Origin of the sequence: Micromonospora sp. DT48 (genome assembly GCF_049844495.1) — a bacterium.
Classification (GTDB): Bacteria; Actinomycetota; Actinomycetes; order Mycobacteriales; family Micromonosporaceae; genus Micromonospora.
Genome location: NZ_JBNCLE010000007.1, coordinates 348,947 through 364,342, shown reverse-complemented (window position 1 = coordinate 364,342; position 15,396 = coordinate 348,947). Strand labels below are relative to the sequence as shown.

Genomic DNA, 15,396 nt, shown 5'->3' with positions numbered 1-15,396 from the left:
TGTAGGACCCGACTTCATATCATCGATTAGGATCAATCCCCCAATTCGGGAGGAAACGTCATGAACTATCCACCGAAGCGGACTGCGGTGCTGGTCATCGACATGCAGAACGACTTCTGCTCCCCGGCTGGAGCGATGGCGGCGCTCGGTGCCGACGTCGAGGTCAACGCCGCCCTGGCCCGCCGGCTACCAGGCTTCCTCGACCCGGCCAGGGCCGCCGGTTGCCTCATCGTCTGGGTCCGACAGGCCGCCCACGGCCAGCTCGTCTCACCGGCCCGGCGGGCCCGCGCCGAGGCGATGGGCCGCAGCCCGCTCAGCGTGTGCGCGGCGGGCTCCTGGGGGGCCGAACTCGCCGACGGGCTGCGTCCCGCGCCGGGCGACTGCCACCTGGAGAAGACGCGCTACAGCGCCTTCGTCGGCACACCCCTGCACAACATGTTGCGGGCACACGAACGCGACCACGTGGTGGTGGTCGGCACGGCGGCCAACGTCTGCGTCGACTCGACCGTACGCGAGGCGTACATGGCCGACCTGGCCGTCACCCTGCCGACGGACATGCTCGGCTGGACCCGCCCGGACCTGGCCGAGCCGGCGATCCGCAACCTCGGTTTCTACTTCTGCGAGGCCACGACCTCGACCGCGCTCCTGTCGGCCTGGTCGGCCGTCGAGGCGGTGGGCTGACGGCGGGCACCGCGACGGCGCACCGGTGGCACGGTCTCCGCCGGTGCGCCGTCGCCCTGTCCCACGGCGGGCTGGTAGCCCAGCTCGGCGCTGACCTGACGGGCCGCGTCGGCCACCAGTTCGCCGTACTCGGCCAGCAACCGTGACGAGAAGCGGTCCTGCGGGCCGCACAGCGACAACGACCCGTAGACCTCGCCGGAGGCGAGCCGGATGGCCGCCGCCACGCTCGCCGCTCCCGCCTGCCGCTCCCCCCGGCTGACCGCGTAGCCCTGCCGACGCACCGTGCGCAGGTCCTCCCAGAGCCGCTCGATCGAGGTGATGGTCGCCGGCGTCACCGACACCAACTCGTGCGTGTTCAGGTACTCGGCCACCTCGGCGTCGGGCAGCGCCGCCAGGATCGCCTTGGACGACGAGCCGGCGACCAGGGAGTGCCGGGAGCCGAGCGTGACCGACATCCGGATCTCGTGCGGGGAGAGCACCTGGTCGGTGTAGACGCGCACCCAACCCTGCCGCATCGACAGCGTCGCCGTCTCACCGGTGATCTCCACCAGCCGTCGCATGTGCCGGTTGGTGGTGGCCTGCACGTCGACGGCGCGCAGCGCGGCCAGGCCCGCGGCCAGCGCGCCCGGCCCCAGCCGGTACCGCCGGGTGCCCTCGTCGAAGGTGACGAACTGGTTGGCGGTCAGCTCCTTGAGGATGCGGTGGGCCACCGCCTTGGGCAGGCTCAGGTCCCGCGCGACGGTGGACACACCGACCATCTCCGGGCTGCGTTCGGCGAGCAGGTCGATCACGGCGAGCGCGCGTCCCAGGCCGCTCGCGGTGTAACGGTGGCCGTCCGTTGGCTCACTCACCGGCACCGCTGACTCCATTCGACCGTGACCTCTCGTGCGTGCCGTCGGGCGGCACTTCGCGGGTGGGCACCGGCATGCGTCGCCTAGTGCTGGATCCCGAGCATACTGACCCGCCGCAGGTACGCACGGGCCTGCTCGGCGTCCTCGGCGACGGCTCGCAACCGCAGCAACCGTTCCCGGCGTCCGGCCAGGTCCACCGCGTCCGCCGAGGTGCGGTTCTCGGTGGTGGCCGGCTGGACGAAGCGCTCGGCGATCGAACGCCGCCGTTGCGCGTACGCGGTGGTCGCGGTGTCCTGGTCGGACTCGGCCAACGCGGCGGCCACGGCCATCGCGTCGTGGATGCCGGAGTTCAGTCCCATGCCGCCGGTGGTGCTGCTCAGGTGGGCGGCGTCGCCGGCCAGCAGGACCCGACCGATCCGGAAGGAGTCGGCCAACCGCTGGTGGCTGCGGTACATCTGGTGCTGGTGCAGCGGCAGTAGCCCCTCCGGCGGGGTCGGTGACTTCAGCAGCAGCTCCACGGCGGCCAGGAAGTCCGGGTGGATGCCGGTCGGTGGTTCGTCGTCGACCCCGGTGGTGGTGGACAGCGCGGCCCGCCAGATGTCCGGGGTGCGGATCAGCGAGAACCGGCCACGGGGGCCGGACCAGTAGCCGACCTCGCCCAGATCGGGCACCGCCTCCTCGAACCGGAACGGCGTGGCCACCACCAGGCTCAGCGACGGGTACGTGAAGCCGGGGAACGGCACGTCGAGCAGCTTGCGGGCGATGCTGTGCGCCCCGTCGGCGGCCACCGCCCACCGGCACGCCACGCTCCGCCGCTCACCGTCGACGGCCACCTCCAGCTCGACCCGGGTGTCGTCCTGGCGCAGCCCGACCACCTCGTGCCCGAACCGCAGGTCCACGTTCGGCGTCTCGGCGACCGCGCGACGCAACTGCCGGACCAGCTTGTACTGCTCGTACTGGCAGCGGAACGGGTAGCGGGTCTCCCCCTCCAGCAGGTCGTAGGAGAAACACGCCGACTCGGTCAGCTCCAGGTCGCGGTAGTCCAGTCGGCGGACCCGGACGGCCTCCTTGAGCACCGGCGCGGCCAGGTCCAGTTCGTCGAGCAGTTCGAGCGTCGGCGGGTGCACGGTCGAGCCGCGCCACTCCGAGCGCACCTCGTCGTGGCCCTGTTCCAGGACGACCACGGGGATGTCGTGTCGGGCCAGCGCGAGGGCGGTCACCATGCCCACCGGGCCGCCGCCGAGGACGACGACCGGTGCCTCGACCGAATGGCTTGGCGGCACGTTCACTCCTTCCCGCCGGCGGGACCGCCGGCGATCTGCGTCGTGGCGGGTTCGGCCACGGTGGCGGCCAGGTGCCGCAGCGCCGGGCTCGGCGACTGCGCCGCCAGGTGTGCGGCCCCGGCGGTGTGCAGCAACTGCCAGGCACCGGCCAGGTTCGAGGAGAGCACCGGCACGGACGCCTGGGGCACCACCTGGTCGAGCACGTCGAGGCTCGGTGCGCCGGTGCCGGTCAGCAGGACCGCGTGGCCGTCGGCGGCGCTCGCGTCGAGCGCGGCCAGGACGCGCTGCACGGTGTCGCCGACGGTGGTCGAGGTGAGGTCGTAGATGGCGCCGGTGCCGGGTACGGCCACCACCTCGGTGACCGTACGGCCGGTCGTCCGCCAGAACGCCGCCGCCTGTTCGGTGAGCCAGTCCGGGTACGGCGAGACCAGCGTCAGCGACCGTACGGCGAGCCGGTCGAGCACCTGCCCGACGGCGCTCGCGGCACCGAAGACCGGGCTGCCGAGCTGGTCGGCGGCGCTGCGGTCGAGGTGTGCGGCGTCGTGGTGTCGGGGCCGGTAGTAGCAGCCGGTGCAGGCGACGTAGGTGGCGTGCAGGCCCAGTCCGCGTAGGGTGGCGGCGGTCTCGGCGAGCAGGTCGGCGTACCGGTCCAAACGGTGTGCGAGTGACCCGTCGACGACCGGCAGGCGGGCCACGTGGTAGCGCAGCCGGGGTGGCAGCAGGCGGCGCAGTTCGGGCTCGACGGTCGGATTGGCCGGCGGGACGATGACACCCAGAGCGGTATCGACCACGACACCCCCATCAACTGTTCGACTGAGCCGTACGCCGTTCGACGTACTGGAACGATAGGGGGTGTGGTGGGACGTGGTCAACCCAACCGACGGGCGGGTCCGCGCACGTCAGTGGGGATGGCGGGGAGCGGGAGCGGGCGGTTCAGAGACCGCCGCCGACGCGCAACACCGCGCCGGTGGTGTAGGAGGCGTCCGGGCCGAGCAGCCACGCCACGGCGGCCGCCACCTCGTCCGGCTCACCGGGACGGCCCAGCGGAATCCGGCCGGCGGCCCGCTCCGGCCGGTCCGGCTGCCCGGACAGGGCGTGGATGTCGGTCCGGATGATGCCCGGGGCCACACCGTTGACCCGGATACCACGCGGGGCCAGTTCCTTGGCCAGGCCCACGGTGAGCGCGTCGGTGCCCGCCTTGACCGCGGCGTAGTGGACGTACTCGCCGGGACTGCCGAGGGTGGCGGCGACCGAGGAGATGTTGACGATGGCGCCGCCGGAGGTCAACCTGCGGGCGGCCTGCTGGGCGCAGAGCAGATAACCGACCAGGTTGACGTCGACCACCTCGCGCAGGTCGTCCAGCCGCAACTCGACGAGCGGGCCGATCGGGCTGGTGACGCCGGCGTTGTTGACCAGGCCGGTGAGCGGGCCGAGTTCCCCGGCGGCGTCGAACAGGGCGGCGACCTGGTCGGGGTCGCGGGTGTCGGCGGGCACCGCGACGGCGCGTACCCCGGTGGCGCGCAGCTCGGCCACGACGGCGTCGGCGGCGGCGTGGTCGCGGCGGTAGCCCAGGACGAGATGGTGGCCCGCGTGGGCCAGCCGCCGCGCGGTGGCCGCGCCGATGCCGCGTCCGCCGCCGGTGATGACGGTGACCGGTGCCATCGACCATCCCCCTGACCCGTGTCGGTGTCGCGGACGCTACCGGGGTCGCCGACGGCGACGGAAGCCGAGTGTGGGCGAGGACACGGCCGCCGACCGGGCGTGGCATACGCTGCCTGATCGACGGTGTCGATGAAGGAGCGGGCATGGCGGGTGTTGGTGTCGGGGACCTGGTCGAGGACTTCGAGTTGCCGGACGAGACGGGACGGCCACGGCGGCTGACGGAGTTCCTGGCGAACGGGCCGGTGGTGCTGTTCTTCTACCCGGCCGCGATGACGCGGGGATGCACCGCGGAGAGCTGCCACTTCCGGGACCTGGCGGCGGAGTTCGCGGCCGTCGGGGCACAGCGGGTCGGCATCAGCCGGGACTCGGTACAGCGCCAGGCGGAGTTCTCCCGGCAGCACAGGTTCGACTACCCGCTGCTGTCCGACCCGGACGGTGCGGTGGCGGACCGGTTCGGCGTGCGGCGGCGGCTGCCACTGGGGCCGTTGAGCACGCGGCGGATGACGTTCGTGATCGGCACCGACCGGCGGGTCGTCGAGGTGGTGCGCAGCGAGCTGAACATGAACGAGCACGCCGACCGGGCGTTGCGGGCGTTGGGGGGCTGATCTTCGGGTTGTCGCCGGCGGCTGGTATCAAAGCAGGCGGCTGAACACGTGTACGAGAAATGGGGTAGGGCGATGGGTGCCGCTGGTCAGGGACTGTCCGAGGACGAGGTACGCGGCATCCGGGAGGCGTTGGCCGCCGGGCGTAAGCCGAAGGTGGTGTTCACGGCGTCGGCCGGTCAGATCGCCGGTCAGCTGGGCCAGGTCGTGGAGCTGACCGATCCGGCCACCTCCGACGAGTTCGTGGTGGTGCGGTTCGGGCGCGACGAGTTGCCCTTCTCCCCCGCCGACGTGGCGATCGCGCCCAAGGGCGCGGGTCGTCGACCGGCGGAGTCGAAAGTGGAGTCGGCCCCGACCGAGCCGCAGGTGGCGGAGCCGGAGTTCGTGTTGGACCGGGTGCCGCAGCCTCGGCCGCAGGAGCAACCGAGTCGGGAGGAACCGAAGGTGGAGACGGTGGAGCCGAAGGCGGAGGTGAAGCCCGCGCGGCGGGCGGTCAAGGCGGCGAAGCCGAAGGGGCCGGCGGGACTGACGGTCACGTTGGCCTACGCCGACGGCGAGTGGACCGTGGCCGCGCAGCAGGGTGGCAAGGTGTTGGCCAAGCCGTACGTGCTCAAGCCGGCCGAGGCGCTGCGGATGGTGGCGCTGGTCGACGTGCCGGGGGTGCACGAGGCGGTGGAGCAGATCCTGGCCGCCGAGCGGTCCGAGGCCGAGCGCCAGGCGGAGAAGTTGCGGGCCGAGCTGGCCGAGATCGAGGCCCGGCTGGCGGAGTTGCGCGAAGCGAGCTGACCCGGCGACGGTGGCCCGACCATCGTCGCCGTGGTCGGGCCACGCCATGGTCAGAAGTAGTCGATCAGGTGGGCGGTGGGTCCGGCGGCGAGCAGGTCCAGTGCGCTCGGGTCGGGTGTGCTGTGGTGCAGCAGCCCGGTTTCGGCCAGCGCGCGGGCGGTGGCGGTGCCGGTGTAGAGGCGGGCGAAGCCGCGTACGGTCAGGTGCAGGTCGGCCTCGGCGGTGCTGCGGCGCAGGTCGGCGTGGCCGTCGGCGACGGTGAGCTGCCAGGTGCCGGTGTTCCAGTCGGCGAGGTCGTCGGTGAGGGCGAAGGTGACCTCGCCACGGGTGTGCGCGGGCCAGCCACGCGCCGGTACGGCCCGGACGATGTCGACCGGCCGGTGCATCCAGGCGTGGCGTTCGTGTTCGCGGGTGCGTTCCAACGGCAGGTGGGTGCTGACCGCGTCGCCGGGCAGCAGGGTCAGCCGCAGGGTCGGGGCGACGCTGTACCAGCTGGCGAGGACGCCGACGAGCGCTCGGGCGGCAGCGGCGGTGGTGGCGAGGATGTCCTCGACGGTGAGCACCGCGTCCGGTCCGTAGCCTTGTCCCCGGTTCCAACCGGCGTAACCGACCAGGTGACCGTCGTGTTCGACGAGGGTGAGCCCGTCGTACGGCAGCTTGTCGGTGACGGTGAACCGGCGCTGGGTGCGGGTGAGCAGGCCGTTGCGGTGACAGGCGACGCGTCGGTACAGCTCGGTGGTGGCGGGCAGGTCGGCGGGGGTGCCCGCGCGTACGGTCAGCTGCGGGTCGCGTCGCTGTCGGGGCAGGCCCGCGGTGGGCAGGTCGAGGGTGCGCAGCTGACCGGTGACCTCCCAACCACAGGCGCGGTAGGGGGCGGTGGTGGTGGGAAACAGCGCACTGACCGCGGCGCCCCGGTCGCGGGCGCCGCGAAGCAGGGCGGTCAGCAGCGTACGGCCGACGCCGGTGCCGCGCGCCTCGGCGGCGACCGCGACTCCGGCGACGTCCGCGGCGGGTACCACGCGTCCGCTCCACCACTGCTCGTCGTGCAGGTCGACGGCCTTGCCGACGAGGTGTCCCGCCGGGTCGAAGGCCCCGTAGGCGGTGCGGCCGGTGGTGGCCGGTGGTGGGGGCGGTTGCGGGTCGTAGCCGAAGGCGAGCCGGCCGAGCTGCCAGGCGTCGTCCAGATCGTCGGGGGTGAGTTCACGTACGTCGGGCACCGGCCGACGATAGCGGCCGTGGTACTGCTGTCCACCGAGTTTGATCGCGTGGGTCAGGTGGTGGTGACGGGGTCGTGGCGGACCGGGAAGTTCACCGAGTTGGCGATGAAGCAGGTGTGGTGGGCGTCGTCGTGCAACGCGGTGGCGATGTCCACGCTGGCCGGGTCGGCGACGGTGACCTGGGGCCGCAGCATCACCTCGGTGAAGTGCCCGTTCCCGGTGTGGTCGGTGGTCATGGTGGCGGTGGCGTGGTCGACGTAGTCGGTGACGACGACGCCCTTGTCCGCACACAGGTGCAGGTAGGCGAGCATGTGGCACTGGGACAGCGAGGCCAGCAGGAGCTGCTCAGGGTTCCAGCGGGTCGGGTCACCGCGGAAGGTGGGATCGGAGCTGCCCTGGATCGTCGGTCGGCCGTCGGTGGTGACGTCGTGCTCGCGACGGTAGTCGCGGTAGCCGCTGGTGCCGGTGCCGAGGTTGCCGGTCCAGGTCACGGTGGTGGCGTAGTGGTGCTCGCGGGCCATGGTCACTCTTTCGGTTCGTCGGGTCGATCGGACATGACGTCGATTCGTGTCAGCCGGGGATGATCTTACGTGCGAGCGGTCAGTTCCGTGGGATGTGCGCGACGCCGATGCGCTTGCGGAACACCCAGTACGTCCAACCCTGGTAGGCCAACACGATCGGGGTGAAGAACACCGCCACCCAGGTCATGATCGTGAGGGTGTACGGGGTGGACGCGGCGTTGGTGGCGGTGAGCGTGCCGGCCGGGTCCAACGTGGAGGGCAGCACGTTCGGGAACAGCGCGGCGAACAGCGTCGCCACGGCCAGGCCGATCGCGGCGGCGGTGCCGGTGAACGCCCAGCCCTCCCGGCGTACCGTGGCGGCCGCGAGAGCGCCGAGCAGGGCGAGCGCGGCACCGACGGCGAGCACGACGGCGGCCGTGCTGGATCGGATGTTCAACGTCCAGGCCAGGAAGCCGACCGCCAGTGCCGCGGCGAGCACGCCCAGTCGGACGGCGAGCGCGGCGGCCCGGCCGCGGATGTCGCCGACGGTCTTGAGGGCGACGAAGACGGCCCCGTGGGTGGCGAACAGCGCCGCGGTGGTCGCGCCACCGAGCAGGGCGTACGGGCTCAGCAGGTCGAGCAGTCCGCCGACGTACTCGTGCTCGGCGTCCAGGGGCACGCCGCGCAGGATGTTGGCGAACGCGACACCCCACAGGATCGCCGGGATCAGGGAGCCGACCACGATGGCGGTGTCCCAGCGCCGTTTCCAGGACGCCTCGGGTCGCTTGTGGCGGTACTCGAAGGCGACACCCCGGGCGATCAGGGCCAGCAGGATGAGCAGCAGGGGCAGGTAGAAACCGGAGAAGAGGGTGGCGTACCACTCGGGGAAGGCGGCGAACATGGCGCCACCGGCGGTGATCAGCCAGACCTCGTTGCCGTCCCAGACCGGCCCGATGGTGTTGATCATCACGCGGCGTTCCCGGTCGTCGCGGCCGAGCACGGGCAGCAGCATGCCGACGCCGAAGTCGAAGCCCTCGAGGATGAAGTAGCCGGTGAACAGCACGGCGACGAGGAGAAACCAGATGGTGGTCAGTTCCACGGGATGCTCCGCAGGTCAGTAGGCGAAGGCGAGCGGGCGCTCGGCGTCGTCGGGTTCGGACGATGGCGTGACGTCGGGTACGCCGGCCTTGGCGTAGCGGATCAGCAGCTTCACCTCGATGACGGCCAGCACCGCGTAGATGAGGGTGAAGGCGGTGAACGAGGTGAGGACCTCGGTGAGCGAGACGCTGCGGGACACGCCGTCGCGGGTGAGCATCTCGCCGAAGACGATCCAGGGTTGCCGGCCCATCTCGGTGAAGATCCAGCCGAAGGAGTTGGCCAGCAACGGCAGGACTGGCATGGCCAGGCCGGCGCGGAGCAACCACCTGCTGCGGGGGGTGCGGCCCTTGCGTTGGCTCCAGAGCACCAGCAGGGCGATGGCGGCGGCGGCCAGCCCGAATCCGATCATGAATCGGAAGCTCCAGTAGGTGACCGGGATGATCGGGGTGTAGCTGCCGGGGCCGTACTGCGCGCTGTAGAGGGCCTGGAGGTCGTTGATGCCGTGCACCGTGCCGTTGGGGTCGCCGGTGCCCAGGTAGGACAGCAGGTACGGGATCTTGATGGCGAACAGTTCGCGGCTGCCGTCGAGGCTGCCGATGGTCAGCACGGAGAAGGACGCGGGACTCTCGGTGGAGTAGAGGCCCTCGGCGGCGGCCATCTTCATCGGCTGCACCTGCGTCATGATCTTGCCCTGGATGTCGCCGGTGATGACCACGACCACGGCGGAGATCAGCACGACCCAGGAGCCGAAGCGGGCGGCGAAGCGGTAGGCGGGGGTGTCGGCGCCGTCGCGGTTGCGGATCAGGTGCCACAGGGCGACCGCCACCAGCAGCGAACCGGCGACCAGGAAGGCACCGGCGATGGTGTGCGGGAAGGTGATCAGGGCGACCTTGTTGGTCAGCACGGCGACGAAGTCGGTCAGTTCCGCCCGGCCGGTCTCCGGGTTGTAGCGGTAGCCGACCGGGTTCTGCATGAACGAGTTCGCGGCGAGGATGAAGTACGCCGACAGGTTGGTGCCGATGGCGGCGGCCCAGATGCTGGCCAGGTGCAGGCGGGCGGGCAGCCGGTCCCACCCGAAGATCCACAGGCCGATGAAGGTGGATTCGAGGAAGAACGCGACCAGGGCCTCGATGGCCAGGGGTGCGCCGAAGATGTCCCCGACGAAGCGGGAGTAGTCGCTCCAGTTCATGCCGAACTGGAACTCCTGCACGATGCCGGTGACCACGCCCATGGCGAAGTTGATCAGGAAGAGCTTGCCGTAGAACTTGGTGAGCTTGAGGTATTTCTCGTCCCCGGTGCGGTGCCAGAGTGTCTGGAGGATGGCGACCAGGACGGACAGTCCGATGGTCAGCGGGACGAAGAGAAAGTGGTAGACGGTGGTGACACCGAACTGCCAGCGGGCGACGTCCAACGCGTCCACCTGCGACCCCCAGCTAGTCGTACTACACGGCGTAGTAAATACTACAGCCCGTCGTACGTGGGCGGGCAGGGGCAGGCGGCCCGAACCGGCCCGGGACCAATGACCCTGCTCACCTCTGCCGTACGGCCCGCCCTGGCCACCGAGGTCCGCACCCGCCGTGCGACTATGTCCCGCTGATGGAAGCAGCCCACCCCTCCTGGCGTCCGCCGCTGATCTGGCGCGTCGCACTGCTGCTGGCCCGCGTCGTCGTCGGGATGCTGGCCCGCCTTGAGGTCACCGGCGACATCCCGGCCCGGCTGCGTGGCGGGCCGCTGATCCTGGCCGCCAACCACATCAGCCCGTTCGACCCGATCGCGCTCGCCGCGGCGTGCCGCGCCCGCCGGTTGGCACCCAGGATCATGGCCACCGGCGGGCTGTTCCGCGCCCCGCTGATCGGTACGGCGATGCGCAGCGCCGGGCACATCCGGGTCGACCGGGGCACCAGCGGCGTGCACCGGGCCCTGGATGACGCCGCCGCCGCGGTGGCCGTCGGCGCGCCGATCCTGGTCTATCCGGAGGGCCGCATCGGTCTGGACCCGGGCATGTGGCCCGAACGCGGCAAGACCGGCACCGCCCGGCTGGCCCTGACCAGCGGCGCGCCCGTCATCCCGGTCGCCCAATGGGGCTCACACGAGGTGCTGCCCTACGGTGCCCCGAAGGGGATGCTGCGCGGCATCACCCGCGCCCTGGTGCGCCGGCCCACCGTGCGGGTGCACTTCGGTGACCCGGTGGACCTGGCCGAGGTGCCCCCCGCCGCGCCCGGCGCGGCCCGGCTGGCCACCGACCGGATCATCGACGCGCTCACCGACACCCTCGTCCCGCTGCGCCCGGACGAACCCGACCGGCCCCACCACGTCGACCCGAGTCGGCCGGTCGACACCCGACGCGCGCACCGACGCCGATCCGCCACCGACTGACCTCAGGTCGCCTGCTGTACCGCCCGCAACACCTCGGTCACCGCAGTGGCCACCGGTGCCACCGGGGCGGCCAGCGCCGCCAGACGCTGCAACAGGGCCGTCACCCGGGCCGGTTCGGGATCCGGGCGGGCCAACTGAACACGTAGTTCGGCGGCGATCGCCTGGGCCGGCTCCGGCAACTCGTCGCGGTGCCGGTCGAGCGTCTGCACCAGCTGGGTGACCAGGGCCGGCACGTCCACCTCCGGCGCCGTGGCTCGCAACGCCCCACCCACCGCGTGCGCGCCCGGACCCACCGCCCGCAGTTCGTCGTCGAAGACCTCCGCCAGGGCCGCCTCGGCGAACGTGTCGTCGGTGTGCGCCGCCACGCACAGGTAGCGGGTCGCCTCGCTCGTGGCGTCCCCCGGATCCGCCGTCGACTCCTCGGGGGTGGCCTGCCGGATCACCATGTCAGTTACCTCCCAGGCCGGGAACGGTCGGCCGGGACCGGGGCCGCCGAGCCGGCACCGCCGCCAGCAACAGACCGACGGTGAGGCCGCACAGCAGCGCCCGTACCAGTTCGTAGAACAGATCCACCCGCATCGTCGACCCCACGTAGCTGCCGCTGTCGACGGCCAGGTGCACGAAAGCGCCACCGACCGTGGCGAGCAGCGCCGCCACCACCGTGACACCGAGCGTGCCGAAGATCCGGTACGCCGGTGGCGGCGCGTCCCCGGTGGTCAGCCTGCGCAGCATCACCAGCACGATCAGCAGGAACAGCGCCAGCTGGGCGTGCTGCGTGAGCTCGTAGCGGCTCGACTCCTGGAGGCTGTCGGCGCTCCCCCAGGACAGCCACGTCAGACCCAGCAGGATTGCCTCGGCCATGGTCGAGGCGATCCCGACCGGACCATCGGTCCGGGGCAGATTGCCGCTCAGCTCCCGGATCAGGGGCGAGTCCCCAGGGGCTTCCGGCGGACAGCGTGGCGGCCAGCAGCACCATGAACCCGGGCGGGAAGCGACGAGTGGTGGTGCGGGGCGGCGGCGGAATCCGTTCGGGCAACGCGTCCACGGGGCGGGCGGTCAACACCGTCGGCGTCGAGGGCGGGTCGCCACGTCGCGGTGCGCGAGTCAGCCACGCCACCACTGACGAATCGTCGCCGCCCGCGCCGGAACCGGGAAGACTACTGTCCGGCATCCGGCAGTCACCAACAGGTACGGGCTCGGTTCTCCTCCGGCCCGTCGCCAGGCGGCCACCGGGGCCGGGCATACTGCGCCGCGTGCCCACCACCACGCACCCCTACCTCGACGCGCCCGCCCCGCTGGCCTTCGCGCATCGCGGCGGCGCCGCCGACGGCGACGAGAACACCGCGGCGGCCTTCGCCCGGGCGGTCGAGTTGGGCTACCGGTACATCGAGACGGACGTGCACGGCACCCGTGACGGGGTGGCCGTGGTGTTCCACGACGACACCCTGGAGCGGCTCACCGGGCAGCGTGGCCGGGTGGACGCGATGCGTTGGGCGGACCTGGCGACGGTACGCGTCGGCGGCTCCGCCGTGGTGCCCCGCCTGGACGAGGTGCTCGGCGCGTGGCCGCAGGTGCGGTTCAACATCGACGTCAAGTCCGACCGGGGCGTGACGCCCACGGTGACCACGGTCGAGCGGCTCGACGCCGCCGAGCGGGTGCTGCTGGCCTCGTTCAGCGACGCCCGGCTGACCAGGCTGCGGGCGTTGACCGGCGGGCGGGTCGCCACCGGTCTCGGCATGCGCGGCGTGGCCCGGCTGCGGTGGGCCTCGTGGACCGGTCGGCCGCTGCGGCTGCCGCCGTCGGTGGTGGCCGCGCAGCTGCCGGTGCGCTACGGCCGGGTGCCGGTGGTGGACCGTCGGCTGCTGCGCACGGCCCACCGGCTCGGTCTCCAGGTGCACGTATGGACGATCGACGAACCCACCGAGATGCACGAGTTACTTGATCTTGGAGTTGATGGCATCATGACCGACCACGTCGGCGTGCTGCGCGACGTCTACCGCAGCCGCGGCCACTGGGCCGCCTGAACACCTGGGCGGAGGACCCCATGGCCGAGACGGTCACCCCGGCGTCGCAGGACATCCCACCACCGCGAAGCACCCGACGCGAACGCACCGGCTGGTACTTCTACGACTGGGCCAACTCGGCCTTCCAGACCACCGTCATCACGGTCTTCCTCGGACCGTTCCTGACCAGCGTCGCGGAGGTGGCCGCCGGGTGTGAACTCGGCGCGGACGAGTGCGTCGGGTACGTGTACCCGCTGGGCATCAAGGTCGCCGCCGGCTCCTACTACCCGTACCTGATCTCCCTGTCGGTGCTGCTGACGGTCTTCGTGCTGCCGGTGATCGGCGCGATCGCCGACCGGTCACTGCACAAGAAGCGGCTCCTGGCCGCCACCGCGTTCACCGGTGCCGCCGCGACCATCGGGATGCTCTTCGTCACCGGGGACCGGTACCTGCTCGGCGGCGCGTTGTTCATGATCGCCAATATCAGCTTCGGCGCGGCGATCGTGGTGTACAACTCGTTCCTGCCGCAACTGGGTGGACCGGACGAGCGCGACGCGATATCCAGCCGGGGCTGGGCGTTGGGCTACCTGGGCGGCGGTCTGCTGCTGGCGTTGAACCTCGTCGCGGTGCAGTCGTTCGGCGACGGCACCGCCGAACGCACCCTGGATCTGGCCCGCTGGTCCATCGTCTCGGCCGGGCTGTGGTGGGCGGCGTTCACGCTGGTGCCGCTGCGCTGGCTGCGGGAGCACCCGACCGCCGCCGCGTTGGCCGCCGGCGGCGGGGGCAACGTGCTCACCGACGGGTTCCGGCAGCTCGGTCGCACCCTGCGGGAGATCAAGGCGTACCCGTTGACGCTGTTCTTCCTGCTGGCGTTCCTGGTCTACAACGACGGCATCCAGACCGTCATCACCCTGGCCAGCCAGTACGGCACCGAGGAACTGCGGCTGGGCCAGAGCACCCTGATCGTGACGATCCTGCTGGTGCAGTTCCTGGCCTTCGGCGGCGCGCTGGGGCTCGGTGCCCTGGCCGGGCGGATCGGGGCCTGGAAGACGGTCCTGCTCAGCCTGGTGCTGTGGACCGCCGTGATCGTCGCGGCGTTCCGGCTGCCGGCCGAGGCGCCGCTGCCGTTCATGGCGCTCGGCGCGGCCATCGGTCTGGTCCTGGGCGGCAGCCAGGCGCTGAGCAGGTCACTGTTCAGCCAGCTGATCCCGGCCGGCAAGGAGGGCGAGTACTACGGCTTCTACGAGATCAGCGACAAGGGCACCAGTTGGCTCGGCCCGTTGGCGTTCGGGCTGGTGTTCCAGCTCACCAACTCCTACCGGGTCGGCCTGGTATCCCTGTTGATCTTCTTCGTGGTCGGTTTCCTGCTGCTGCTGGCGGTGCCGATGCGCCGGGCCATCATCGCCGCCGGCAACACCCCACCCCGGGTGCTCTGAGCCGCCTGGCCCGCCGTCGCCGATGCGATGATCGACACCAGCGGCGGGCCAGCCGCGCGTACGGCGGGCACCCCGCACTAGGCTGCCGGTCCGTGACGACCGACGATGCCGTACCGACCTGCCTGGCCCGCACGCCGCTGCCCGGTGAGGGCGACAACCCGGCCGGGTGTGTCGCCGCCCGGGGCGTGGACGGGCGACCGGCGCACGCCGCCGCGCTGAGGTTCTACTGGGGGCCGATGGACTGCGGCAAGTCCACGATGGCGCTGCAGATGAACTACAACCACGCCCGGCAGGGACGCCGGGGACTGGTCACCACCCGCATCGACCGGTCCCTCGGCCCGCAGGTGACCACCCGCATCGGGCTGGCCCACGAGGCCATCGAGGTGACCGACTCGCTGGACCTGCGCACGCTGGTACGCGACGCGTGGGCCGACGGGGTACGCGTGGACTACCTGATCTGTGACGAGGCCAGCTTCTACGCGGTCGAGCACGTCGAGCAGATGGCCGACCTGGTCGACAGCTACGACGTCGACGTGTACGCCTTCGGCCTGGCCACCGACTTCCGCTCCCACCTGTTCCCGGCGGCGCAGCGGCTGTTCGAACTCGCCGACTCGGTGGCCCGGATCCAGGTCGAGGTGCTCTGCTGGTGCGGCCGGGAGGGTCTGCTCAACGCCCGCGTCGCCGACGGGCGGGTGGCCCGGGAGGGCGAACAGGTCGTCATCGGCGACACCGTCGACACCGCCGACGTGCGCTACCAGGTGCTCTGCCGGCGGCACCACCGTGCCGGTGACCTCGGCCCGCGCGGTGCCACGCCCCGCACCCGCCCCGAATAACGAAACGATCACCACGCGAACCATTCCCCGGCGCCGTCCCCTTCTGATGCATGACGGAAGCAGACAGG

General features: G+C 71.6%; 17 protein-coding genes. 7 read left to right on the top strand and 10 right to left on the bottom strand.

Going from position 1 to position 15,396, the window contains the following annotated elements; translation table 11 throughout:
* The first annotated feature begins 60 nt into the window (after positions 1-60).
* Positions 61-681 (top strand): cysteine hydrolase family protein, encoded by a 621-nt coding sequence (locus ACLQ2S_RS09715; RefSeq protein ID WP_155216283.1) that lies wholly within the window; start codon positions 61-63, stop codon positions 679-681.
* Here the strand turns inward: ACLQ2S_RS09715 and ACLQ2S_RS09710 are convergent.
* The 4 genes from ACLQ2S_RS09710 to ACLQ2S_RS09695 form a co-directional block, all read right to left on the bottom strand.
* On the bottom strand, positions 612-1,532 hold the full coding sequence (locus ACLQ2S_RS09710; RefSeq protein ID WP_309222943.1) for an IclR family transcriptional regulator: 921 nt from the start codon (positions 1,530-1,532) through the stop codon (positions 612-614). The genes ACLQ2S_RS09715 and ACLQ2S_RS09710 overlap by 70 nt on opposite strands.
* Before the next feature lie 83 nt (positions 1,533-1,615).
* A complete protein-coding gene (locus ACLQ2S_RS09705; protein ID WP_155216286.1) occupies positions 1,616-2,815 on the bottom strand; it encodes an FAD-dependent oxidoreductase in 1,200 nt (399 codons plus the stop codon).
* Between the two features lie 2 nt (positions 2,816-2,817).
* Positions 2,818-3,606, bottom strand: coding sequence for a hypothetical protein (locus ACLQ2S_RS09700; protein ID WP_425701546.1), 789 nt, complete (start codon positions 3,604-3,606; stop codon positions 2,818-2,820).
* Between the two features lie 142 nt (positions 3,607-3,748).
* A complete protein-coding gene (locus ACLQ2S_RS09695; protein WP_425701545.1) occupies positions 3,749-4,477 on the bottom strand; it encodes an SDR family NAD(P)-dependent oxidoreductase in 729 nt (242 codons plus the stop codon).
* 143 nt (positions 4,478-4,620) lie between these two features.
* On the opposite strand from ACLQ2S_RS09695, the gene ACLQ2S_RS09690 reads away from it, so the two are divergent.
* Together ACLQ2S_RS09690 and ACLQ2S_RS09685 are read left to right on the top strand one after the other, a co-directional pair.
* Positions 4,621-5,082, top strand: coding sequence for a peroxiredoxin (locus ACLQ2S_RS09690; RefSeq protein WP_425701544.1), 462 nt, complete (start codon positions 4,621-4,623; stop codon positions 5,080-5,082).
* Between the two features lie 72 nt (positions 5,083-5,154).
* Complete coding sequence (locus tag ACLQ2S_RS09685; RefSeq protein WP_425701543.1) at positions 5,155-5,865, top strand: hypothetical protein; 711 nt, start codon at positions 5,155-5,157, stop codon at positions 5,863-5,865.
* A gap of 50 nt (positions 5,866-5,915) precedes the next feature.
* Here the strand turns inward: ACLQ2S_RS09685 and ACLQ2S_RS09680 are convergent, their stop codons facing one another.
* From ACLQ2S_RS09680 to ACLQ2S_RS09665, 4 genes are all read right to left on the bottom strand, one after another.
* Positions 5,916-7,082: a GNAT family N-acetyltransferase gene (locus ACLQ2S_RS09680; protein WP_425701542.1), complete on the bottom strand. Its 1,167-nt coding sequence runs from the start codon at positions 7,080-7,082 to the stop codon at positions 5,916-5,918.
* Positions 7,083-7,135: 53 nt separating this feature from the next.
* A complete protein-coding gene (locus ACLQ2S_RS09675; protein WP_425701541.1) occupies positions 7,136-7,603 on the bottom strand; it encodes an OsmC family protein in 468 nt (155 codons plus the stop codon).
* Positions 7,604-7,682: 79 nt separating this feature from the next.
* A complete protein-coding gene (gene cydB / locus ACLQ2S_RS09670) occupies positions 7,683-8,681 on the bottom strand; it encodes a cytochrome d ubiquinol oxidase subunit II (protein WP_309222945.1) in 999 nt (332 codons plus the stop codon).
* 15 nt (positions 8,682-8,696) lie between these two features.
* Entirely contained in the window at positions 8,697-10,100 is a 1,404-nt protein-coding gene (locus ACLQ2S_RS09665; protein ID WP_309222946.1) for a cytochrome ubiquinol oxidase subunit I, read from the bottom strand.
* Between the two features lie 176 nt (positions 10,101-10,276).
* Here ACLQ2S_RS09665 and ACLQ2S_RS09660 point away from each other — a divergent pair, with 176 nt between their 5' ends.
* On the top strand, positions 10,277-11,056 hold the full coding sequence (locus ACLQ2S_RS09660) for a lysophospholipid acyltransferase family protein (RefSeq protein ID WP_425701540.1): 780 nt from the start codon (positions 10,277-10,279) through the stop codon (positions 11,054-11,056).
* Positions 11,057-11,058: 2 nt separating this feature from the next.
* Here ACLQ2S_RS09660 and ACLQ2S_RS09655 read toward each other — a convergent pair whose 3' ends face one another.
* Together ACLQ2S_RS09655 and ACLQ2S_RS09650 are read right to left on the bottom strand one after the other, a co-directional pair.
* Positions 11,059-11,502 (bottom strand): hypothetical protein, encoded by a 444-nt coding sequence (locus ACLQ2S_RS09655; RefSeq protein WP_425701539.1) that lies wholly within the window; start codon positions 11,500-11,502, stop codon positions 11,059-11,061.
* Between the two features lies 1 nt (position 11,503).
* Positions 11,504-11,917 carry a hypothetical protein gene (locus ACLQ2S_RS09650; RefSeq protein ID WP_425701538.1) on the bottom strand — a complete coding sequence of 138 codons (414 nt, stop codon included), beginning with the start codon at positions 11,915-11,917 and terminating at the stop codon, positions 11,504-11,506.
* Positions 11,918-12,309: 392 nt separating this feature from the next.
* Here ACLQ2S_RS09650 and ACLQ2S_RS09645 point away from each other — a divergent pair, with 392 nt between their 5' ends.
* From ACLQ2S_RS09645 to ACLQ2S_RS09635, 3 genes are all read left to right on the top strand, one after another.
* Complete coding sequence (locus ACLQ2S_RS09645) at positions 12,310-13,080, top strand: glycerophosphodiester phosphodiesterase (RefSeq protein WP_425701537.1); 771 nt, start codon at positions 12,310-12,312, stop codon at positions 13,078-13,080.
* A gap of 20 nt (positions 13,081-13,100) precedes the next feature.
* The gene (locus tag ACLQ2S_RS09640; protein ID WP_155216302.1) at positions 13,101-14,495 is read left to right on the top strand and encodes an MFS transporter; all 1,395 of its coding nucleotides are present in this window, start codon (positions 13,101-13,103) and stop codon (positions 14,493-14,495) included.
* A gap of 122 nt (positions 14,496-14,617) precedes the next feature.
* On the top strand, positions 14,618-15,328 hold the full coding sequence (locus ACLQ2S_RS09635; protein ID WP_425701578.1) for a thymidine kinase: 711 nt from the start codon (positions 14,618-14,620) through the stop codon (positions 15,326-15,328).
* Positions 15,329-15,396 lie beyond the last annotated feature (68 nt).

What these genes read in the sequence shown, in the direction of transcription:
- ACLQ2S_RS09715 (WP_155216283.1), top strand. Translation starts at nt 61, where the DNA reads ATGAACTATCCACCGAAGCGGACTGCGGTGCTGGTCATCGACATGCAG.
- ACLQ2S_RS09695 (WP_425701545.1), bottom strand. Translation starts at nt 4,477, where the DNA reads ATGGCACCGGTCACCGTCATCACCGGCGGCGGACGCGGCATCGGCGCG.
- ACLQ2S_RS09690 (WP_425701544.1), top strand. Translation starts at nt 4,621, where the DNA reads ATGGCGGGTGTTGGTGTCGGGGACCTGGTCGAGGACTTCGAGTTGCCG.
- ACLQ2S_RS09685 (WP_425701543.1), top strand. Translation starts at nt 5,155, where the DNA reads ATGGGTGCCGCTGGTCAGGGACTGTCCGAGGACGAGGTACGCGGCATC.
- ACLQ2S_RS09675 (WP_425701541.1), bottom strand. Translation starts at nt 7,603, where the DNA reads ATGGCCCGCGAGCACCACTACGCCACCACCGTGACCTGGACCGGCAAC.
- ACLQ2S_RS09660 (WP_425701540.1), top strand. Translation starts at nt 10,277, where the DNA reads ATGGAAGCAGCCCACCCCTCCTGGCGTCCGCCGCTGATCTGGCGCGTC.
- ACLQ2S_RS09655 (WP_425701539.1), bottom strand. Translation starts at nt 11,502, where the DNA reads ATGGTGATCCGGCAGGCCACCCCCGAGGAGTCGACGGCGGATCCGGGG.
- ACLQ2S_RS09650 (WP_425701538.1), bottom strand. Translation starts at nt 11,917, where the DNA reads ATGGCCGAGGCAATCCTGCTGGGTCTGACGTGGCTGTCCTGGGGGAGC.
- ACLQ2S_RS09640 (WP_155216302.1), top strand. Translation starts at nt 13,101, where the DNA reads ATGGCCGAGACGGTCACCCCGGCGTCGCAGGACATCCCACCACCGCGA.